Origin of the sequence: Nostoc sp. UHCC 0302, from assembly GCF_038096175.1 — a bacterium.
In the GTDB taxonomy this organism is placed as follows: domain Bacteria; phylum Cyanobacteriota; class Cyanobacteriia; order Cyanobacteriales; family Nostocaceae; genus UHCC-0302.
Genome location: NZ_CP151099.1, coordinates 8,034,217 through 8,055,934 on the forward strand (window position 1 = coordinate 8,034,217; position 21,718 = coordinate 8,055,934).

Below are 21,718 nucleotides of genomic sequence, written 5' to 3' on the forward strand. Positions count from 1 at the left end.
AGACTGCACCCCTTAAAACATCAAGCAAATTTTAAATATTTGCCACCAGAAAGATAATCACTGTTATACAGCGCCACATTGACTAACTGATTGAGAAAATTAGCATTTCCAGGGTTGTAACTTAAGAACAATCCTCTCTCTATTTCCCACAATCGCAGTGTATTTTGCCAAGCTTGGTATTTTTGTTGATTAAATTCTTCACAGACACTGGTAACTTGGATGCAGAGTGGTTGTTGATTGCGACTGCTGACAATTAAATCTGTTGCCATTGACAGGTCAGCAATATAGCGCTGCCAAAAACTACCTTCACGACTGACAATATCTTGCGCTATAGATTTAATAATATCATGATCAATCTGATTAAACTCACCTGCCATGAGTTTTTGTTTCCAAATATAAAATTTGGAATCTGTAGCATTTATCCATCTGGGAAAGAGATAACTATACCAATATCTCTCGTTAGGCGTCATTTGCTCGAATTTCGCTTCTTGTTCTTCCTCTGTAGGTAGAGATTTAATTAGCAGCCAAATTGTTGAATCGGTTATCACCTCTAACAAAAAGGCTAAGACTAATGGTTTAGCAGTCAGCGAACCTGGCTTGATATCTTTTACCCAACGATTGATTTCATCTAATCTTCTCGCTAAATTAGGCTCTATCGAGGAGGCTTGCTCGATGAGGGACTTTAACTGGTATTTAATCTCTTTTGCTTGCAAACTCTGCCCCACTTTCAGAAACTAACGATTGTTTTAAATTTATACCTAATTGTAGGTGTTAATATTTCTGTTATCAAAAACGTTTATTTGGTTGTAGTTAAATATTCAGTAGTTGACAAATCGCTTTAAAAACTTGTAATAATAGCTTGGAACTTTCAGATTCATTCAAGTTTAACAATGACATTAGCTGATAAGTTGGCGGCTTATCCTGTATCAGATGTACAAATTGATAACGTAGTCCGTTAGTCATTAGCCCCCAAACAGATGTTTGCTGTTCTAAACTTTTAAATGCATAGGTAAGTAGTTGTGGTAGACCTTCTGATACATCTATAGCACTATTTTTCGTTTCGATCACTAGAACCCAAAAAACTGGTGGAGTCTTTGCTTGGGCGCTGTTGACTGCTAAAATATCCATTTGACCTTTAATATTTGTATCCTCATCTTCAACAGCGATCGCAATACTATCTACCATCGTTAACCGAATTGGGACATCATAAAACCCAGCTAACCGCATTAAAGGTGCAATTGTTAAAAATTTAACTAAACCTTCAGAAATTTTGCCTGCTGATAGATAACGCTCAAAGTCGTTTCCGATTCGTAATAAATCCTGCTGTTCAAACTCAGAGAGTGGTTCTAAACTTAAGAAATCTGTGAATGAAGCATTTGAAAGCTTGTCTAGTTTGAGAAAGCGATGAACATCGTTAAGAGATAGGCTACTGGCTTCAACAGTAAGTGGCATAGTTAAAGGCTTTGTTTGTGCATATTATTTACATTTTGCAACGTTATTTAGTAGAGGCGTTGCAATGTAACGTCTCTACATTTGTGCATTTTAATGAAAGTCTAAACAATTTGGGACAAATCTCCGTTAAGAATATACTTCAGTAGCCGTAGCGATCGCATTCATAACCATGTCTCAACCAACTATAGAATCAATCCTACAAGAGAAGCGTCTATTCCATCCGCCTGCTGAATTTTCCGAGAATGCTCATATCAAAAGTCTGGAAGATTATCAGCGTCTCTACGATCAAGCTAAAGCCGATCCTCAACAATTCTGGGCAGAATTAGCCGAAAAGGAGTTGCACTGGTTTCAAAAATGGGACACAGTACTAGACTGGCAACCGCCTTTTGCTAAATGGTTCGTCGGCGGTAAGATGAATATTTCATACAACTGTCTTGACAGACATCTCACAACTTGGCGGAAAAATAAAGCCGCGCTGATTTGGGAAGGGGAACCAGGAGATTCGCGTACTCTCACTTATGCCCAACTACACAGAGAAGTTTGTCAATTTGCTAATGTGCTGAAACAATTGGGGATACAAAAAGGCGATCGCGTCGGTATTTATATGCCGATGATTCCCGAAGCGGCGATCGCCATGTTAGCCTGTGCGAGAATTGGCGCACCCCATAGTGTGGTATTTGGTGGTTTTAGTGCTGAAGCTTTACGCGATCGCTTAATTGATGCTCAAGCTAAACTGGTAATTACTGCTGATGGTGGTTGGCGTAAAGATGCGATCGTTCCTCTCAAAGAACAAGTAGACAAAGCTTTAGCTGATGGTGCTGTTCCAAATGTAGAAAATGTTCTGGTTGTCAAGCGCACCGGGCAAGAAACTTATATGCAGTTAGGCGGGCGCGATCATTGGTGGCACGAATTACAAAAAGATGCCTCAGCCGATTGTCCTGCTGAACCAATGGACAGCGAAGATATGCTGTTTATCCTCTACACTTCCGGCAGTACAGGCAAGCCGAAGGGGGTTGTACATACTACTGCTGGCTATAACTTATACACCCACATCACCACTAAGTGGATCTTCGACTTGCAAGACACAGATGTATATTGGTGTACCGCAGACGTGGGTTGGATTACTGGTCATAGTTACATTGTCTACGGCCCGCTTTCCAACGGTGCAACAACTGTGATGTACGAAGGTGCGCCTCGTGCTTCTAATCCTGGCTGTTTCTGGGATGTGATTGAAAAATACGGCGTCAATATTTTTTATACTGCACCTACAGCAATTCGCGCCTTTATTAAGATGGGGGAACAACATCCCAACACCCGCAACTTGTCTTCATTGCGTTTGCTGGGAACTGTTGGCGAACCGATTAATCCAGAAGCTTGGATTTGGTATCACAAAGTAATTGGCGGTGAACGTTGCCCAATTGTTGATACATGGTGGCAAACAGAAACGGGCGGTATTATGATTACACCTTTACCAGGGGCAATTGCAACCAAACCCGGTTCAGCAACTCGTCCCTTCCCCGGAATTCTCGCGGATGTCGTAGATTTAGACGGTAACACTGTACCCAACAATGAAGGCGGATATCTGGCGGTGCGTCATCCTTGGCCAGGAATGATGCGGACAGTCTACGGTAATCCTGAACGCTTTCGCCGTACCTATTGGGAACATATCCCCCCCAAAGATGGCAACTATACTTACTTTGCTGGTGATGGGGCGAGACAAGATGAAGATGGCTACTTCTGGGTAATGGGTCGTGTGGATGATGTACTTAATGTATCAGGCCACCGTCTCGGAACAATGGAAGTAGAATCAGCTTTAGTTTCGCATCCAGCAGTTGCCGAAGCTGCGGTAGTTGGTAAGCCAGATGAACTCAAGGGTGAAGAAGTAGTCGCTTTTATCACTTTAGAAGGTACTTATCAGGCGAGTGAACAGTTGAGTAAAGAACTCAAGCAACACGTCGTTAAAGAAATAGGTGCGATCGCCCGTCCCGGTGAAATTCGGTTTACAGACGCTTTGCCCAAAACGCGATCGGGTAAGATTATGCGGCGCCTGTTGCGGAACTTAGCATCGGGACAAGAAGTCTCTGGTGATACTTCTACTTTAGAAGATAGAAGTGTGTTAGATAAGTTGCGGGAAGGTACGTAAACAATTCAAAATGTGTTAGCCCTATTTACAACTAAATATTAATCGTGGTGCGTTATGTCTTGGCTAGCGCACCTCAATTTCTCATCAAAATTAGAACACTATTTAGGTTTAGGCATTGAAGACAATGAAGCTGAAGAACAAGCAGAAAACAGTATTTGTGCAATCTATTAGCTACATAACGCTGAGTATTATAACTACAATTGGTATATCACCGTTAGTATTGGCGGTTACTGGAAAAGTTTCTTTAAATTCGCCTGAAAAGTTTAGCAAAGAACAAAAACTGGCGCAGTCTACAGATACAAATTCACCAGAGCGATCGCAGCTCATCCAACAAGCTAATAATTTATACTCTCAAAGAGATTTCAAAGGCGCAGAAGAAAATTTACGCAAACTACTTAAAAAATTTCCCAAAGACGCTTTTGCACACTTTCAACTAGGAAATGTACTGTTTCGGCAAAACAGAGCCGAAGAAGCAATTAGCTCTTACCGCAAAGCCATTGAGCTTCAATCTAAATATGCCTTAGCTTACAATGCGATCGGTGTTGTTTATGCCAGTCAAAGTCGCTGGCAAGAGGCAATTACTGAATATCAAAAAGCTTTAGAAATTAATCCTAATTATGGCGAGGCACTGACTAATGTGGCACTAGTACAGTGGCAAACAAATAAACGAGATGAAGCGGTATCTTCTCTAGAAAAAGCTTTAGATATCTTCAAGCAACAGAAGAGAAATGAAAAAGTTTATCAAATTGAACAAATTTTGCGAGAACTAAAAAATTCAGATAATCCTAATCTTTCCTAAATTTATATTATCAGAAAATTTGTTTTGAGTTGCGATCAAGTAAGCGAGAATATTTGTTAGGTGGGAGTACCCACCTAATTCATGAATGTTGGATAATATCTAGTTGGATAAGCATCAGTATAATCAGGATCTAATTGAATAGTTTGCGTATAATCTTCTAGCGCTCCTTGATAGTCATCCACACTACTACAATAATATTTAGATATATCTCTGGTTAAAGCCTATGACTTCGCTATCGGCATTAACTTTACCTGACCATACTCAGTTACCAGACTCAGATGGTACATTTGTGAAAAACTGGCAAGAGCATCCCCAAAGTATCTTACTTACTGACTCGATTAAACTTGTCCTAGAGGAACTTCATTCTGATAGTCGATATTGCATTGGGCAAGATTTAGGTATTTACTGGCGATTGACAGATCCTCCAGAGAAAGGCGCTGAAGCACCCGATTGGTTTTATGTACCCAATGTACCGCCAACCCTCGATGGTAGAATGCGGCGTTCTTATGTGCTATGGAAAGAATATGTCGCGCCGTTAATTGTGTTGGAATTTGTCTCTGGAGATGGTTCAGAAGAACGAGATAAAACGCCGCCATCTCAGGGTGAAGGTGGAAATGTTGGAAAGTTTTGGATTTATGAGCAAGCAATTCGAGTCCCTTATTATGGGATTTATGAAGTAGCAAAAGCACAAGTTGAGGTGTATCATCTCATCGATAATACCTATCAATTAATGTCAGCAAATGAACGAGGACATTACCCAATTGCTCCTCTTGGGGTAGAGTTGGGAATTTGGCAAGGATTGTACCAAAATGCAGAGTTACCCTGGTTACGTTGGTGGGATGCACAAGGAAATTTGCTGCTAACGGGTGAAGAAAGCGCTGATGTTGAGCGACAGAAGCGAGAAAGAATTGTAGAAAAATTGCGATCGCTTTCTGCTGAACAACTCAATGCTTTAGGAATCGATCCAGAAATGTTAGATTAGAAAAAATTAAAATATTTTTAACTAAACTGTTAATGACCAACAGCACCACCAGTTGTCTTCACCTTCTTAAGGAAAATAATTGCTATTCCACTGAGTAATAAAGCAATACCTATAAAGTAGAAACAATCATTAAAAGCCATCACATAAGCTTCACGGCGGACGACGTTAGATATAGATGCGATCGCCTGATTTTGCGCTGTCACTAAATCTGCTCCTCGGCTGACAAAATACTGTGTCAGCTCGTTTAAGCGCTGTTGAGTTGCTGGACTATATAAAGATACTGCATCACCTAATCTATTCGAGTGAAATTGCTCTCTATTAGTTAATAAAGTTGCTAAAGAAGCAATTCCTATAGAACCACCCATATTACGCATCATATTAAATAAACCACTTGCTGAACCTGCTTCTTGCGGTTTTAAACCAGCAGTAGCAATTGAGGTAAGTGGAACCATAATTAGTGGTTGTCCCATTGCTCTTACAAGTTGAGACCATCTCAACTGATCTAATCCTGTTTGATTAGTCATTCCCGAATTCATAAATGCACTAATAGCAAACAAAGTGACTCCCACGGCTACCATTAACCGCACATCAATGCGTTGCATCACTCTAGGTAGAAAAGGAATAATAAATAATTGGGGAATCCCAGCCCAAATTAATACTTCTCCAATTTGCAGTGCATTATAACCTTGGATTTGAGCAAGATACAAAGGTAAAATATAAATTGAACCATATAGTCCAACGCCTAAAGATACATTAACAATACTTGCTAAACCAAAATTACGATAACGTATAAGGCGCAAATTAATAAATGGTTGCTTGCGAGTTAGTTCTATAAAGAAAAATAGCGCTATAAAAATGGCTGCTACTATACTCAAGCGTACAATTAATGCTGAACCAAACCAATCTTTGCGGCTACCTTCTTCTAAAACAACTTGTAGAGAACCTAATCCAATCGCCATTGAAATAATTCCCCACCAGTCGCCATTCTTTAACAATTGTAACTGGGGTATTTCTTGCTTAATCCCGTACCATACCCCCGTAATCATCAATACCCCTGGAACTACATTTATATAAAAGTTATACTCCCAACCATAGTTGTCTGTTAACCAACCGCCTAATGTCGGGCCAATTGATGGTGCAAAAACTGCTGTAATAGCAAATGCTGCTAGCCCAACTGCTTGCTTAGATGGTGGCAAGGTTGTCAACACAACTGTCATAGCAGAAGGAATTAAAACTCCTCCACAGAAACCTTGTAAGGCGCGAAAGAAAATCATGGAATTGAGATCCCATGCCCAAGCACAGCATATAGAAAAGAAGATAAATAACGCAGTATTTACTAATAAATAAAGTCGTAGGGAAAATACCCGCGATAACCATCCCGTTAAAGGAATTACTACAATTTCTGCCACGAGATAAGCAGTAGAAATCCACGAACCTTCTTCTAAAGTTGCCCCTAAGCTTGCTTGAATATCTTGCAGAGAGGAGTTAGTGATTTGAATATCTAAAACTGCCATGAATGCGCCAAGCATACTAGCTAATACACCAATCCAAGTTCTCAACGGGACACGATTTGGCGGGACAGCAGAACTTTGTCCTGACTGACGAATTGAACCTGTATTAGCCATAGTATTGCTCCACTTTCTTAGGTTAATCTTTAAAATGTATTATTATAGATGTCAAACGAAGCATTATTGAGTTATCAAAATTTATTTATATTTAAAAAGTCAAAAGCAATTTCATCTTTTAGGCTGAGATAAAATAGAAATTGCCTATCAAAACAATAAGTAAAAGTTCAATTTTATTGAATCATAAAATTAACGAAAAAATAGTATTAACAATAATTTAAATAGCAGCTTTGTTAGCGAAAATTTTTTGCTTATTTCTGAGGATAAATTCCTTTTAGCTCATAAATTGGGCGTACTAGTTGCCTTAACGTAGGTAACTGCCTGCTAAAAATAATAGACCCAATAATACAAGCTATGCCATCAACAATTAATGTTAATGAAGCACCGAGATGAGTTGCTAAAAAACCTCCTAATAAATTACCTACGGGAATCATTCCTAAAAATGACATTGTGTATAAACTCATTAATCTTCCACGTTTGTCTTCATCAACAATGGTTTGTAAAACTGTATTACTAGCAGCAATCTGAAGAATCGTTCCTAAGCCAACAAACAACATTGTGAATAAAGAAAGTGGTAGAAATCTTGATAAAGAAAAACAAATCAAACCGATTCCTAAAATTGCTGGAGCTATGGCAATCAATTTGCCAACCCCTAATATTGTTTGCCGTGTCGCCAAATAAATTCCGCCTGCTAATGCTCCAACTCCCGATGCCGCCATTAAAAACCCTAGAGTTTCTGCACCACCTTTTAAAATATCTTCAGCAAAAATTGGTACAAGTGTAGTGTTTTGCTGTCCCATTAAGCTGACTAAAGCTGATAGTAATAAGATTGCACGAATAGGTGGAAAGCTAAAAGCATAGACAAATCCCTCTTTGACTCTTTGCAAGGGATTGCTGTTATCTACTGAAACTTTCCAAGGCTTAATTTTCATTGCCAATAAAGCGGCGATTACGGCAATATAGCTCAAACCATCTATTAAAAAACAGTAACTAGCTCCCACTTTGGCAATTAACAAACCCCCGATCGCAGGGCCAATTAATCGCGCCCCATTAACCATAGTTGAGTTAATCGCGATCGCATTGGCTAAATCTTCTCTACGTTCAACCAGTTCTGGCACAAATGCCTGTCGTGCTGGTGCATCCAAGGCGTTAATAAATCCTTGAAACAAGCTTAAAACGATGATGTGCCAGACTTGAATCACGCCAGTTAGCGCCAGCACTGCTAATGCTAAAGACTGAATCATCGCCAATATTTGCGTACCGATTAAGGTACGATATCGAGAAAAGCGATCCACAAACACCCCACCAAAGGGAGCTAAAAAGAAGCTGGGAATTTGACTAGTAAAGCCCACAACTCCTAACATTAATGGGGAGTTTGTTAACTTATAAACTAGCCAAATAGTAGCAAGTTGTGTCATCCACGTTCCAATCAGGGAAACACCTTGTCCAGCAAAAAAAAGTTGGTAATTTCTTGACTTTAATGCAGGTAGTAGCGATTGTTTTTGGGTAGCTTGTGTTTTCATGTAGGCTTGCTTTATACCAATATGCTTTTATAAATATCAGTTCAGTTTGCCTCTAACGCCTCTCCAGAGGTGGAGAGAGATAAAGGCAAGACAGAGATTATTGATGTGTTTTAAAGCAATTTGGTATTACTTGACTTCCACGGCGATTTCCGCAGACATCCCAGGAGTAATCCGTGATTCATATCCTTGAATACTCTTCTGGTCGAAAACAATTTTTACGGGGATGCGCTGTACTACTTTGGTAAAGTTACCTGTAGCATTATCGGGTGGTAATAAAGCAAACTGAGCGCCAGAAGCTGGCGAAATACTATCAACACGACCCTTAAAAGTGTGGTTGGGGAATGTATCCAGTTTTATTTCGGCTTCCTGTCCAGGACGCATATTTCCCAATTGGGTTTCTTTGAAGTTTGCAGTTACCCAATACTCGTTATCCACTATCGCCATTAGTGGCGTTCCTGCTTGTAATCGGTTGCCAACTTCGACGTTTTTCTTGCCCACCCGTCCAGCACTAGGGGCGGTAATGTTAGTGTAAGACAACTGCAATTGTGCGTCTTTTAATGAAGCTTCAGCTTGGCTAATTGTTGCTCTTGCCGCTTCATATTGACTTCTGTTCACTGCTGTTTGTTGTCCGTTAGCAGTAGCTTGTTGCAGTCCTCCTCTAGAAGCAGCGAGTTTAGCTTGAGCATTAGTCACATTTTGTTGTGCTTGTGCTAACACAGATTGCGCTTTGGCTACGCCAACTCTCGCAGAGGCTAATCTGGCTTGTGCTTGCTCTACTCCCTGAACAGCAGCATTCTTTTGGGCTACGGCGACATCATAGGCTGCCCTGGCTGTGTCTAACTGCTGGCGAGGAATTGCACCTTCTTTAAATAGGCTATTGTAACGGTTATAATCTGCTTGCGCCCTTTCCAAATTGGCATTAGCCTGTGCTACTTGCGCTTGTGCTGCGGGTATTCCAGCTTCGGCAGACTTCACATCAGCTTGTGCCGCTGGTATCCCTGCTTGTGCTTCTTGCACAGCTGCTTGTGCTGTAGAAATTGCTGCTGCTGCACTGCTGACATCTCCCTGCGCCTGGGCAGTCTTACCAGTAGTTGTTTGTGCGGATAGGGCAATATTTGCTTGTGCTGCTTGAGCTTGACGTTGAGCATTTTGCAGTGCTGCTTGTGCTTGCTGCACTTTACTCTCATAGTCTCGTGGATCAAGCTTGACTAATAACTGTCCTGGTTGCACCAGCTGGTTATCATTGACTAAAACTTGACTGACAGTTCCCGGAATCTTACTGCTAACTTGGTGAATATGTCCTGCAACAGTAGCGTTGTCTGTTTCTTGATGGGTAGAGGCGTACTGCCAGTAATGATATCCAAAAGCACCTGCGGCGATCGCACCTACACCTAACCCTGCCACAATTAACTTAATCGGTTTTTTACGCTTTGGTTTAACATCTTTCCCTGTCTCTGGCTCTTGATTTACACCAGTTTCAGGCTCTGCAACAGGCGCTTTTGTCTTTGTATATGTCTCTGAAGTTACGGTCTCTAAAGTCTCTGAATCTTTTATCAACTCTTTTTCTAACACTAGGGTTTGCTTTTGATTGCGTCCGTTTGAAGTAGTAGCGCCCATATTTTTAACTCGCTTAAGATTTTTTTATTTAGAATGCGTAATATTTAATTGCGAGATGTTTATCTAAACTTGCTTAGTGTACGTAATATTATGCCAAAACAAAACTTAACAATGCCTCCCCCAGTTGGGTGATTGTGGGATAATCCTTTAGGAGAGGTTAGAAATCGCGCGATTTAAGATTTGGGAGAAGATTTCACGCTCAGCATAGGAAATACCCTGCATTGCTTCTTCACGCACTTCCACAGCAATTGGAGGTAAAACTGTTTCTAGTTCTTTGCCTGCATCTGTTAGCCAGATTCGCCAGATGCGGCGATCGTGAGAATCCCGTTCTCTACGTACTAAACCGCGTTCTTCCATGCGATCTAGTACACCCGTTAAAGTTCCGCCCACTTGCTTGAGCTTATCTCCAATGCTAGAAGTAGGTAAACCATCTTCTTGCCATAAGCAGCACAACACCAACCAGTGAAATGGAGTTAGTCCCAGCGGTTCTAACTTTTCAGTAAACTTGCGGCTGAGCAGTTGTGATAACAATTTGATTCTATAACCCAAATTGTATGGCGCAAGAGCTTGCTGCCAAGACTCCAAAGCCGGAGTATTATTTAATTGAGCAACCATTTTTAAATAATAATTAGTTAGTGTACGTAATATTATTATATATGAGGATAGTTCGTCTTAGCAACACCTGCTTTACATCGTTCTTAAGGAAGAATTTGCAGAGTAGAGACGCGATTATACTCTTACGAGAAGCCGCTCTTCGAGCGTCTACGCGTCTCTACAGGAGTCAAGAATTAGTATTTTTCCTCCTTGTTCCTTTGTCTCCCACTCTCCCACTCTCTTTTTCTAGGGAATAACTTGAATCAACTGATAGTCTTGCACTTTACCAAGAATACGGTAAGGCTTTGACGGTTCAAGGGAGTTTTTTGTATAAATCCAAGCGTAGCTAGAAGCTGGGAGTTGCGAAATTGTATTTACTCGTTCGCCATGAATAGGAGTGTAGAAGTTAAGCAGTACAGAGTTTTTCCCGCCAAGCTGCACAAAGTAAATAGGATGAGTTTGGAGAACTGAAGCGATCGCTTTTTGTTGTAAAAAAGTTCTATAAACAGGATTATAGTCGCCTAATAAACCCAGACTACCAGCTACAGCCAAAGCCAGCCAACAGGGAATCAACCAACCAGCTATCCAGTAACGTGCTGTGAGAAACTTTTGCCCAAAGTGATAACGACTAATCCACACTACTGGCAAAATTAACCAACCTAACCCGACAATTAAACCAAGAATTGCATACTTGCGAATATCAGCACTGCCCCAAACAAAAACGAATATAGCCCCTAATAAAAGTAAAATACCTAATACGCCTGTGGCGTAACTGAGGTTACGCGGGAGATTCCCTCCAGCCACTCTTAAAAAGGGGGGAATAAATATATTTCCCCCCTTTTTAAGGGGGGATTGAGTGGGGATATCTTTTTGTATAAGTCCTGTTTCATAAATTCTCCCCAACCAGTTTAAACCCACTGCTGCGAGCATTGCTATGAAGGGATAAATGCAAAGACTATAGTGAGATAGACGAGTAGAAAACAGGCTAAGTTCAGCAAACATTACTAGCGGAAAACCAACCAAGATCAAATGGTAGCGTGGAATAGGACGACGTAATACTAAAACTAAGCCTAAAAGACTAAAGAAAAACCAAGGGAATGATTTTAAAGGTATATTCCAGATGTAAAAAAATGCTCCATTGTGATTACGATCATCGGAACCTAAATCTAAAACAAACTTGAACAGCTGCTCAAAACTGACATTACCGTAGCGTTGCCAGTTAAACCATAACCAACTGAAGGTAGGAATTAAACCTACTACAAACCCTAAATATAATAATGGGTTGATAAGATGACGATGACGGCGATGCTCCAAAACTAAATAAGGTAATAGAGCTATGATTGGCACAAAAATCATGAAGCTTCTGACTAAGAAGCCTAAACCAAAACTTAGTCCAGCAATTAAAGTCCAAAAATGGCTATATTTAGGGTACAACTCTGCTTTTATTAAAGAAAAAATAGCTAAAAGTACCAATAAAATCATTGGCATATCGGGCGTACCTAATCGGCAATATTGCAGCCAAAGAAATTCAATACTTAAAATTGCCCCAGTTAGCCAAGCTAAATTTTTCGCTAGCAGGATTTTGCTGATTTCATATACTAAAAACAAAACTAAAATACCAGCAATCATATTAGGAATTCGCCCACTAAATTCACTAATTCCAAACAGCTTATAACAACTGGCAATTATCCAATATGGGCCAGGAGTTTTATGATGAGCATTACCCCAAGGTGCTATCCAGTCGCCAGAGTCCAGCATCTGACGCGCTCGCCAAGCATACAGCCCTTCATCATGTGCCATCAGGCTATTCTGCCCAGAATTGAATAGCAATAAAGGGAGTATCCAAAGTAACAAAGTAATATAGGGAAATGCTACTGATAGGCGCATTTGCCGCCATATAGGTTGCAAGGAGCGTAGTCTATATAACATTGAATAGATAGTAGTGTAATGCTGTTATCTGGTCTGGTGCAGGTGAGCGAAAGTAAACAATGTGTTTAAGTTAGTATTCAATACCAGAGTATCAACCTCTTCGCCCTCTTCCTGCAAGCACTAGTTAATATCTCTTACTTTTATTAAAATATGTTACAGAACGTTTTTTCAAAAAATACCTGAAATTCAGCCAATTTTGTGACAAATTGGCAAAAAAGAGATTTATGTTAAGACCGAATCAACGCGTCAAGTTAGATGACACAGACGATAAGCTGTTTTACGACTATCCCCGCTTCGTCACCCATGTAGATGAAGGATTTATTCAACGGCTAACGGATTTATATCGCGATCGCCTGAAACCCAACACCCGGATTTTGGATATGATGAGCAGTTGGGTATCTCATTTGCCAGAAGAGATAGAGTTTGCTCATGTTGAAGGACACGGACTCAACGCAGAGGAATTAGCACGTAATCCCCGCTTAAATCATTATTTAGTCCAAAATATCAACGAAAATCCGCAGCTACCCTTACCAGATCAAGATTTTGATGCCGTTCTCAACTGCGTTTCTGTGCAGTATATACAATATCCAGAGGCTGTATTTTCTGAAATTCACCGCATCCTTAAGCCTGGTGGCGTTGCAATTATCAGCTTTTCTAACCGGATGTTTTTTCAAAAGGCGATTCAAGCTTGGCGGGATGCTTCAGAAGATCACCGAGTGGAATTAGTCAAAAACTATTTCGCCTCAGTACCAGGGTTTACTACCCCAGAAGTCATTGTCCATAAGTCAACAGTACCGAATTTCTTACAGTGGTTGGGCGCACCGGGAGGAGATCCGTTTTATGCTGTGGTAGCTCATCGTCAGTAGTGCTGAGTAGGGGAGTGGGAGACAAAGGGACAAGGGGGACAAGGGGAAAAATACTAATTCTTGACTCTTGGCTCCTAACTAGTAATCCTTGATACCCCACAATAGTTATCAAATAGTAAATTTTCTGGATTAAACCGACAGCAGCGCAGATAATTGCCTCAAAGCTCAAGTATATGGAGAGCCAAAGATGACTTTACCCCGCAAGCGTAGGATTTTAGCTGCTTTGTTGTTGTCAGTGTTACTACTGACCGCAGCCTGTGGTAGTCCAAAAACACCGGGACGTTTTGACCAAGTGCAACAAGACAGCACCCAGAAAAAAAGTGGTCAAGCGGTTTCCAAAACTGCAACTCAGGGAAGTGAATTTAACAAATTTTTCCCAGCATCTGGGAATGGCTACCAGCGCGTTTATACTCAAGAGAAGAAAGGCTTTGCAGAAGCGAAGTTGAAAAAAGACGGTAAAGAGCTAGCTGTGCTATCTATTTCAGATACTACTAGTACGCCTAATGCAGCGGCTAAGTTCTCTAAGAGTACTCAAAAAATTGGCGGTTATCCAGCCATAGAAGTAGGTAAGACGCAGACGGCAATTTTGGTAGGGAAGTATCAAGTAAAAGCACTTTCCCGTTCTGCTTCATTTACAGCAAGCGATCGCGCCAATTGGTTAGAAAAATTTAACCTTAATGGTCTGGCTAGGCTCAAATAAGCCGCGCTACAAACATTTAGATAACAAAAGCACAATAAGGAGATTGTTGTGAGCAAATCGATTTTTGAGTTGGTTGATCAACTTCCAACCAGCGGCTTGACTATTTCTATGTTGAACTCTCTGGATTTTATTGCTCCTGGTCAGTGGCAAAATACTGTCGGCTTTGTTAACACAATTAAGACTGTTACTGGCGAAGACGATGAAGACTTAATTCAGCAAATTGGCGAACGAGCAATTTATCTATTCAACGACAAATCACAAGGATATCAACGAGCTTTGTGGCTTTATCAAACTGTAGATAGTACAGATAAAGCCCTTGGTGCAGCGGCTTTAGCTAACAAAGTCGGTGAAAAAATTCCTCTGTTAGGTTTTTTAAATTCTGTGACTCCCAAACCTGACAAAGCGCAAACAATTGATTTGTCTTTGAAATTAGTTGCTGAATTAGTAGCCTTCTGCCAAATTAACGGCATTCCTGGAGACAGTATTGGGGATTTTGTCGCTTCTTTGGGTGAGTATAGTGGTGAATCACTTATCCGCATGGTGGCATTAATTTGCGTTGATGGATTGATACCTCTGGGCCCAGATTTCATCCAAAAAGCAGTATCTGGGCTTAATCAAACAAATCCCCAAGAGTTAGAAAAAAACTCGACTTTCCAAAACATCAAAGATGTGATTCCCGGAAGCAATGATGGTAGCAAACTTAACTTTATTGGCGAAAGCTTTGACTCAGTTAAAGGTTGGATGAATGGTATCGTCACTAGCAATAATTTAACGCCACAAAAGGTTGTTCATCACTTGCAAGGTTTTATGGAATTAGCTGATGACAAGTTAGATTATCTAGCGGCTTTCCTGGATGTAGCAACAAATTACTATGAACATACAGGCACACAAACCTTAGCACGTCGCTTGATTGAACGAGCTGTTGCAGAGATTTAGTAGTTTAGGGATTGGGCATAGGGCATAGGGGATTGGGCATAGGGCATAGGGCATTAATCATCAGTTATTCTTTTCCCAGTCTCCTGCTCTCCCTCCGCTTCTTAATAATCGCCAATGCCCTATTCCTTAATTTGGCAAACGCAGATTCGTTGCGATCGCATCCAAATAAGGTTGAAAAATAGCTAAATTTTCCAGTTTCTCAAATTTCCCTGTTTCTGAACCTGGGTCAAAGGCAGTGGTGATTACATAAAGAGCAGCACCATCAAAGGTTACATGACTAATATGTTGCTCTTGTACCCCACCTTGTTGTTTGATTCCAGCAAACCCATAACGGATTCCTTGAAGTTTACCAATAGGTACTGGTTGGGCTGGATAAGCTGAGAAAACAATTTGCTTGCCATATTCAGCTTCGCGGTCTTTTGCCAAACTAGTATAGAAGTCTGCAACCCAAGCTTTAAGTGCTGTTACTATCTGAGTTTGGTATTGGGGATTTCGGTAGTCCACCTGGGAACTTGGTGGAATGCCTGCTGCCACTAGTTTCTTTTGGAAATCTTGATTATTTGCTAGTGGGTAAACCCCAATTTCAACCGTACCTAAAATTTCTCCTTTTGAGGAGACACACAACAAAGGTGCATTTCCTTCACAAGCAGCCACTTGCCAGCCCGTTGGAGCTGTTGCGGTTGCGAGAATTTGCTTCCAAATATTTCCCTCCCTGAGATTAGGAAGCTTTGCCACAGCTGGACGTTGTTCTATTTTGGTAGCTGAAAATTGAGGGAAAACAAATTTTGCTCCCAGGGGCATTAAGGTTATTAAAATAAAACCTAGCAATAAATGATAAAGTCGTAACATTGTTCCTGAAAATCCATAGCCAAAGATTGCAGACTAATAATATCTACAATACTTTATGGGCATACAGTAAGCGAAATCTATTTCAATATGGGTGAATAGTTTAAAGCTAGAAACAAAATAAAATATTCCAGCAGATTTGAGCTTTTGGCTTTATCTACTGGAGACTCTAAATGTGAATAAAATTTGCTGTAGAAAACTTAGTAGCTGCGGCGACCGCCACCACCACCGCCACCACCACGGTTATTACCACCCCAACTTCCACGAGGGTTGCTTGATCTTTCCTCGCGGGGCTTAGCCTTGTTCACTTTTAAATCACGCCCCATCCACTCAGCACCGTCAAGTGCATCAATGGCAGCTTGTTCTTGTGCTTCTGTTTCCATTTCTACAAAAGCAAACCCCCGCACACGTCCTGTCTCACGGTCAGTAGGTAATTGAACCTTGCTAACTGTTCCGTATTCTGCAAAAGCTCGTTTCAGGTCGTCTTCTGTAACATTGTAAGACAGGTTACCGACATAAATCGACATAAATAGAACGTCTCCGAATTTACAGTGTAGAGAGTTAAATTCGGAGAGACGCCTTTTAAAAATCAAAATGAGTTACTCAACCGAAAATAATTCTTATATACACAACTATACCACAGCCTTTACCTCTCGGTTCACACGGAGATTTTTGCAAAGAGAAAACTCTAGGAATTGTGTCACAAAATGCCCGATATCGCACTGTTTAGATGCAAGTTAGTGGCAACTAGCGATCGCCCATAAGTTTTTACTTTGAAAATTTAGGCTGCGGAATATAAAAGGTATGAATTTGAATTGAGTAGTGGAGGAAATTATACCATGATTAACTGTCTTGGAAATCAGAAATCAGGAATAGGTAATAGGTAATAGGTAGGAAAAAATATTTTCCGGCTTAGTTGTCCTAAATTGGGCGTCTGTATTGAAGGTATATTTTAAACTTCATTTATCTAAAACTAGAGCAGCTTTTAGGCAGAAGTAAACTCTGATAAAGCCTTTTGGGCTTCGCTACACAACAGCTGATGATGCTGACCGTTGCTAGCAAGCAAACCACCCCACTGATTGATATCACCTGTGTTGTATTGTAATGGAGTGCCATCAAAATGCGTGAATTGACCACCTGCCTCAGTTAGTATCAATTCTGGGGCGGCTATGTCCCAGTCTTTAGGCGCAGACTTGCCAGAAAGAGATATGTACACATCTGCCTGTTGTTCAACAATGGCGGCGATTTTGCAACCTACACTACCAATAGATTTCTGATTTTGACATGGTAAATGTTGTAGTAAGTAATTGAGCCGTTCATTGCGGTGAGAGCGACTAACGACTAAGGTTAAATCCTCAATTTTTTTGTCTGATGAAACTTGTAAAGGAACACATCCAGCAGAGGTTTCAACAAACGTACCTCCACCTTTTGTAGCGTAGTACAACTTTTCTGCTTCAGGTACTGCCACTACTGCGAGTACTGGACGTGTCTCCTTTACCAATGCGATATGAATTGCATAATCACCAGTTTTTTCGATAAAGTCTCGCGTGCCATCCAAGGGGTCAATTATCCATACCCAGCTAGGGGCGCACATCTGTGCGCTTTGCAATTGATAGGTTTCTTCACTGATATAGGTAAAATCTTCATTACCTAAAGCCGTTTGTAGACTCTCCAAAATATATTGACTTACAGCTACATCTGCAACAGTTACAGGCTCATTGTCTTTATATTGCACTTTTAAGTTAAAGTCTTCTATGGTCTCGTGATAGTAAGACCGGAGTATATTTGATGCTTCCCTACCCACATCAAGAGCGATCGCTAATATTTCTTCTAAGTCTTTCATTAATTCAGCCTTATTTAACTTGAATATGTATAACCTGAGTAAAGACACACCTTTGTGCGTTATTACTGTGAATCCATCCAGCGGCGCGTGCCGAAAAATCGACAAGAATCAGCGGCAATATTAGCTGCTTGTGCCAGTGCATCGGTAAAACTTTCTTGTAAGATGAAATGACAAAACGCACCATGAAAAACATCTCCAGCCCCAAGTGTATCAATTGCAGGAGTCTGAGGCACATCTACAAAGCCAGTTTTAGAGTCACTCAAATATTCAATCGGTTTTTCACCATGTGTAATAGCAATGTGGGGAATTTTAAATGCATTTAGATATGCAAAAACTTCTTGCTCTGTGCGGCAGAAAGGGGGATAAAAATTAGCAGAACAAACAGCATAATCTACAAAAGGCAAAACTTGCTCAAAACCAGTTTTCCAACTACCACCATCAATAATTACTGGTATATTCTTAGCTTTAGCCATTAGGGCTATGTCATAACTAACCACCATCTGGTGTCCATCAATTAGTACAATATCGACATTTTGTAAAATATCTGGTGGAATAGATGTGTGGCTAGCTTGAGTTTTTACAGCATTAATAGAAACCACAGCTCGTTCACCTGTACTTTGGGTGACAATGATAGAAGAGACAGGCAATGCTGTATTAGTACTAGGATCAAGATCAGCGATCGCAACTTGACAATTTGCTAAATCTCCTCGAATTAGCTGCGTCATGGGATGAGAACCCACCACACCTAAAATCTGAGCTTGATTACCTAAATGACTGAAAGTGACAGCCGCATTTGTAGCTGGGCCACCTGCCGCCACAGTATAGTCAATAGCTACTATTTTCTGATTATTCTTAGGTGCAGACTCAGCGAGGTAAATCAAATCTAAGGTTACTAAACCTACAAATAATCCATTTGTCATTGGTCATTTGTCATTTGTCATTTGTCATTGGTCATTGGTCATTTGTCATTTGTTATTTGTCATTAGTACCCAGTCCCCAGTCCCCAATCCCCAGTCCCCAGTCCCCAATCCCCAATCGTTTAACTCATGCAGACCGATCCCAAACCAGAAACACTTTACGTTGTCGGCACACCTATTGGCAACCTGGAAGATATGACCTTTCGGGCAGTGCGAATTTTGCAAACGGTGGATATGATTGCTGCGGAAGACACGCGTCATACAGGGAAACTGTTACAGCATTTTCAAATTAAAACTCCCCAGGTGAGTTATCACGAACACAATCGTAGTAGCCGCATTCCAGAATTATTAGAGCATTTAGCTAATGGTAAAGCGATCGCTCTCGTCAGTGATGCTGGAATGCCAGGAATTTCTGATCCTGGTTATGAATTGGTGAAAGCTTGTATTGAGGCAGGGATATCAGTAGTTCCTATTCCTGGTGCTAGTGCGGCTATTACTGCATTGAGTGCAGCTGGACTACCAACAGACCGATTTGTCTTTGAAGGCTTTTTACCAGCAAAAGGTCAACAACGGCGAGAACATTTAGAATCTCTGCAAACAGAATCTCGCACATTGATTTTCTACGAGTCGCCGCACCGCTTGCGAGAAACTTTAGAAGATTTAGCAGAAGTTTGGGGAAGCGATCGCCAAATTGTGCTAGGACGAGAGTTAACTAAATTGTATGAGGAATTTTGGCGGGGGACAATTGCCGAGGCGATCGCTCACTACGACCAACGTGAACCCCAAGGCGAATATACGCTAGTAGTGGCGGGAAACCCACCCAGTGAAACCCAACTTACAGAAGCACAACTCAAAGTTGAATTACAACATTTAATTAGTCAGGGAATATCGCGATCGCAAGCTAGCCGTCAATTAGCCAAATTTACTTCCCTTACGCGTCGCCAAATTTATCAATTAGCTCTTTCTATAGTCTTGAGTTCTGATTCCTGATTCGTAAATGTTGTCAACACGAGTTGTTCGAGTCCGATCAGTCATGAATTATCGAAGTTCAGCTATTGAGCAGATTCACTTATAGTACTTATACAATAAACCTCTTTTAAAATAAGTAGAAATAAGAGAATTTTCTGCTTATGAAAAGTACCTAACATGGCTAGATTATTAGTAAATTAGTGCCTTTTGATAATTTAATATTATATTTTTTCTATTTTGCTGCTGCCGCCGATAGTGCATTAGGGTAATAGCAATTAATTAATAGCTAAATGCCAATTTCATAACCGATAAGCACAGATAACCCGTCTCATCTGGATGAATCACCTCTGCTGTTGGCTTTGCTTTGGGGAGTTTTACTAACTTTGAGGCTAATATTACAATGGAAATTATCGATAATGAGGAAAAGGCAAGAATGACCCAAGTGCTTCTAGGAGAAAACGAAGGAATAGATTCAGCTCTGCGTCGGTTTAAACGCCAGGTTTCCAAAGCTGGTATATTGGCTGACGTAAAATATCATCGGCACTTCGAAACACCGTTAGAAAAACGCAAACGTAAGGCAGTGGCAGCTAGACGCAAACGTCGTTTTAAATAAACCTATTGGTTTGGTACTGGCGTTGCTTGAGGTAATAACCTAAAACAAGTAACAGCGCGTTGCCATTATTCTTACAAAAAATTAAGCAATATTTGCCGCACCCCTTCTTGGGGTGTAGGTAGATTGCTATCCTTGCAAGCAAGCTGCATTCAGAACGTTATTCGGGTTGATTCAAGTCAGTTAAAATAGCTGCCTAGAACCAAAAAAATGTCTTCAAAGACCCCTTAATTTCTTTTGTCAAGCTTGCAGGATAGCATTCACCCACCTTTAGAAGTCAGAATTATCGATGGTGCGGCTATTACAAAGATTCATAGCCTTTTCTACTCCCTGTTTGAGGCTGAGTTCTAAGCACTCAGCTACGAACTGAAGTACAAGCGACATCAATTGAGTTTCAGCAGCAGAAAATCTTCCAAGCACATGGGATACAGTTTCTGAGTTATCGGTATTGACAGCATTTTTTGGTTTACCAATACCGATTCGCAGCCGGGGAAAGTTTTGGGTGCTAAGATGTGCGATCGCACTCTTCATCCCATTGTGTCCACCAGCAGAACCAGACAAGCGTAGGCGAGTTTTTCCCAAAGGCAAATCCATATCGTCATAAATCACCAGCACTGATTCTGAAGGCAACTTATACCAACTCGTTACCGCTTGTATTGCCTGTCCTGAGCGATTCATATAAGTTAATGGCTTCAGCAAGCGAATTTTGCTGCCATTTGGTGCAATACCCTCGCCATACTCCCCTTGAAATTTGCGATTTTCTGCTAAGGGAATGCGCCAAGAACGCGACAAAGCATCCACAGATGCAAAGCCAATATTGTGGCGTGTTTGCTCATACTTTGGTTCTGGGTTCCCCAACCCGACTATTAGCTGGGGAATCACCAAAACAGGTTTTTTATCAGCTTCTGTCATTTTGCCTACAGATAATCAATACGCAGCAATCTCCTAGCTAGCTTGGGAAGAACTAGCAGTATCTTGCTCCGATTTAGCAGGCTCAATTTTCTTAGGTTCCAATTCAGCGGTAGTTTTTACAGCTTCTTCTAACTGTTCCGCCTCTTTTTGAAACTCGTTTTGAAACTCCTTAGAAGCATCTTGAAAACTGCGAATTGTTTTACCTACACTACGACCAATCTCTGGTAGCTTCTTTGGGCCAAAGATTAACAGCGCCACTACCATAATTACAGCCATTTCTGGCAGACCGATACCAAATATATTCATTTTTTGTCTCCTATCAACTTTAAAACTACCGGATAAACTCACATATTATGTAGTTTAGTCAATGGTCAATATTAAAGAAAAATGAGTAATACCAATTCATAAAATTTTGATAGACATAGATTTATTGTCAGGACGTAAGAATGCCGTGT

At 40.8% G+C, this 21,718-nt stretch carries 21 protein-coding genes; 8 read left to right on the top strand and 13 right to left on the bottom strand.

The features are described 5' to 3' along the window. Positions 1-20: 20 nt before the first annotated feature. Both WKK05_RS34815 and WKK05_RS34820 read right to left on the bottom strand, forming a co-directional pair. Positions 21-713, bottom strand: a complete 693-nt coding sequence (locus WKK05_RS34815) for a hypothetical protein (RefSeq protein ID WP_341531274.1) — start codon at positions 711-713, stop codon at positions 21-23. Positions 714-810: 97 nt separating this feature from the next. Continuing rightward, positions 811-1,452, bottom strand: a complete 642-nt coding sequence (locus WKK05_RS34820) for a restriction endonuclease subunit R (protein ID WP_341527517.1) — start codon at positions 1,450-1,452, stop codon at positions 811-813. Positions 1,453-1,621: 169 nt separating this feature from the next. Here WKK05_RS34820 and acs point away from each other — a divergent pair, with 169 nt between their 5' ends. From acs to WKK05_RS34835, 3 genes are all read left to right on the top strand, one after another. After that, positions 1,622-3,595, top strand: a complete 1,974-nt coding sequence (gene acs / locus WKK05_RS34825; protein WP_341527518.1) for an acetate--CoA ligase — start codon at positions 1,622-1,624, stop codon at positions 3,593-3,595. A 124-nt stretch (positions 3,596-3,719) separates the two neighbouring features. Beyond that, positions 3,720-4,394, top strand: coding sequence for a tetratricopeptide repeat protein (locus WKK05_RS34830; RefSeq protein ID WP_341527519.1), 675 nt, complete (start codon positions 3,720-3,722; stop codon positions 4,392-4,394). A 223-nt stretch (positions 4,395-4,617) separates the two neighbouring features. Further along, positions 4,618-5,376 carry a Uma2 family endonuclease gene (locus WKK05_RS34835; RefSeq protein WP_341527520.1) on the top strand — a complete coding sequence of 253 codons (759 nt, stop codon included), beginning with the start codon at positions 4,618-4,620 and terminating at the stop codon, positions 5,374-5,376. 29 nt (positions 5,377-5,405) lie between these two features. Here WKK05_RS34835 and WKK05_RS34840 read toward each other — a convergent pair whose 3' ends face one another. The 5 genes from WKK05_RS34840 to WKK05_RS34860 all read right to left on the bottom strand — a co-directional run bounded on the left by WKK05_RS34840 (position 5,406) and on the right by WKK05_RS34860 (position 12,664). Beyond that, positions 5,406-7,001, bottom strand: a complete 1,596-nt coding sequence (locus tag WKK05_RS34840) for a DHA2 family efflux MFS transporter permease subunit (protein WP_341527521.1) — start codon at positions 6,999-7,001, stop codon at positions 5,406-5,408. A 251-nt stretch (positions 7,002-7,252) separates the two neighbouring features. After that, positions 7,253-8,524 carry an MFS transporter gene (locus tag WKK05_RS34845; RefSeq protein WP_341527522.1) on the bottom strand — a complete coding sequence of 424 codons (1,272 nt, stop codon included), beginning with the start codon at positions 8,522-8,524 and terminating at the stop codon, positions 7,253-7,255. Between the two features lie 126 nt (positions 8,525-8,650). Next, positions 8,651-10,141 (bottom strand): HlyD family secretion protein, encoded by a 1,491-nt coding sequence (locus WKK05_RS34850; protein ID WP_341527523.1) that lies wholly within the window; start codon positions 10,139-10,141, stop codon positions 8,651-8,653. A gap of 147 nt (positions 10,142-10,288) precedes the next feature. Further along, the gene (locus tag WKK05_RS34855) at positions 10,289-10,756 is read right to left on the bottom strand and encodes a MarR family transcriptional regulator (RefSeq protein WP_341527524.1); all 468 of its coding nucleotides are present in this window, start codon (positions 10,754-10,756) and stop codon (positions 10,289-10,291) included. A 225-nt stretch (positions 10,757-10,981) separates the two neighbouring features. Further along, positions 10,982-12,664 (bottom strand): glycosyltransferase family 39 protein, encoded by a 1,683-nt coding sequence (locus WKK05_RS34860; RefSeq protein ID WP_341527525.1) that lies wholly within the window; start codon positions 12,662-12,664, stop codon positions 10,982-10,984. A 224-nt stretch (positions 12,665-12,888) separates the two neighbouring features. Here WKK05_RS34860 and WKK05_RS34865 point away from each other — a divergent pair, with 224 nt between their 5' ends. From WKK05_RS34865 to WKK05_RS34875, 3 genes are all read left to right on the top strand, one after another. Beyond that, positions 12,889-13,530, top strand: a complete 642-nt coding sequence (locus WKK05_RS34865; RefSeq protein WP_341527526.1) for a class I SAM-dependent methyltransferase — start codon at positions 12,889-12,891, stop codon at positions 13,528-13,530. 187 nt (positions 13,531-13,717) lie between these two features. Next, the gene (locus tag WKK05_RS34870) at positions 13,718-14,230 is read left to right on the top strand and encodes a hypothetical protein (RefSeq protein ID WP_341527527.1); all 513 of its coding nucleotides are present in this window, start codon (positions 13,718-13,720) and stop codon (positions 14,228-14,230) included. 48 nt (positions 14,231-14,278) lie between these two features. Beyond that, on the top strand, positions 14,279-15,166 hold the full coding sequence (locus WKK05_RS34875) for a hypothetical protein (protein ID WP_341527528.1): 888 nt from the start codon (positions 14,279-14,281) through the stop codon (positions 15,164-15,166). Positions 15,167-15,292: 126 nt separating this feature from the next. On the opposite strand, the gene WKK05_RS34880 is transcribed toward WKK05_RS34875, so the two are convergent. The 4 genes from WKK05_RS34880 to WKK05_RS34895 all read right to left on the bottom strand — a co-directional run bounded on the left by WKK05_RS34880 (position 15,293) and on the right by WKK05_RS34895 (position 18,775). Further along, complete coding sequence (locus WKK05_RS34880; RefSeq protein WP_341527529.1) at positions 15,293-16,015, bottom strand: hypothetical protein; 723 nt, start codon at positions 16,013-16,015, stop codon at positions 15,293-15,295. A gap of 197 nt (positions 16,016-16,212) precedes the next feature. Then, on the bottom strand, positions 16,213-16,539 hold the full coding sequence (locus WKK05_RS34885) for an RNA-binding protein (RefSeq protein ID WP_341527530.1): 327 nt from the start codon (positions 16,537-16,539) through the stop codon (positions 16,213-16,215). 458 nt (positions 16,540-16,997) lie between these two features. Next, complete coding sequence (locus tag WKK05_RS34890) at positions 16,998-17,855, bottom strand: 3'(2'),5'-bisphosphate nucleotidase CysQ (RefSeq protein ID WP_341527531.1); 858 nt, start codon at positions 17,853-17,855, stop codon at positions 16,998-17,000. A 62-nt stretch (positions 17,856-17,917) separates the two neighbouring features. After that, complete coding sequence (locus WKK05_RS34895; RefSeq protein ID WP_341527532.1) at positions 17,918-18,775, bottom strand: sugar kinase; 858 nt, start codon at positions 18,773-18,775, stop codon at positions 17,918-17,920. Positions 18,776-18,901: 126 nt separating this feature from the next. On the opposite strand from WKK05_RS34895, the gene rsmI reads away from it, so the two are divergent. Both rsmI and rpsU read left to right on the top strand, forming a co-directional pair. Continuing rightward, positions 18,902-19,762 carry a 16S rRNA (cytidine(1402)-2'-O)-methyltransferase gene (rsmI, locus tag WKK05_RS34900; RefSeq protein ID WP_341527533.1) on the top strand — a complete coding sequence of 287 codons (861 nt, stop codon included), beginning with the start codon at positions 18,902-18,904 and terminating at the stop codon, positions 19,760-19,762. Between the two features lie 412 nt (positions 19,763-20,174). After that, positions 20,175-20,354, top strand: coding sequence for a 30S ribosomal protein S21 (rpsU, locus tag WKK05_RS34905; protein WP_086686558.1), 180 nt, complete (start codon positions 20,175-20,177; stop codon positions 20,352-20,354). Between the two features lie 267 nt (positions 20,355-20,621). Here rpsU and pth read toward each other — a convergent pair whose 3' ends face one another. Together pth and WKK05_RS34915 are read right to left on the bottom strand one after the other, a co-directional pair. Further along, positions 20,622-21,263, bottom strand: a complete 642-nt coding sequence (pth, locus tag WKK05_RS34910; protein ID WP_341527534.1) for an aminoacyl-tRNA hydrolase — start codon at positions 21,261-21,263, stop codon at positions 20,622-20,624. Between the two features lie 33 nt (positions 21,264-21,296). Beyond that, on the bottom strand, positions 21,297-21,569 hold the full coding sequence (locus WKK05_RS34915; RefSeq protein WP_341527535.1) for a TatA/E family twin arginine-targeting protein translocase: 273 nt from the start codon (positions 21,567-21,569) through the stop codon (positions 21,297-21,299). Positions 21,570-21,718 lie beyond the last annotated feature (149 nt).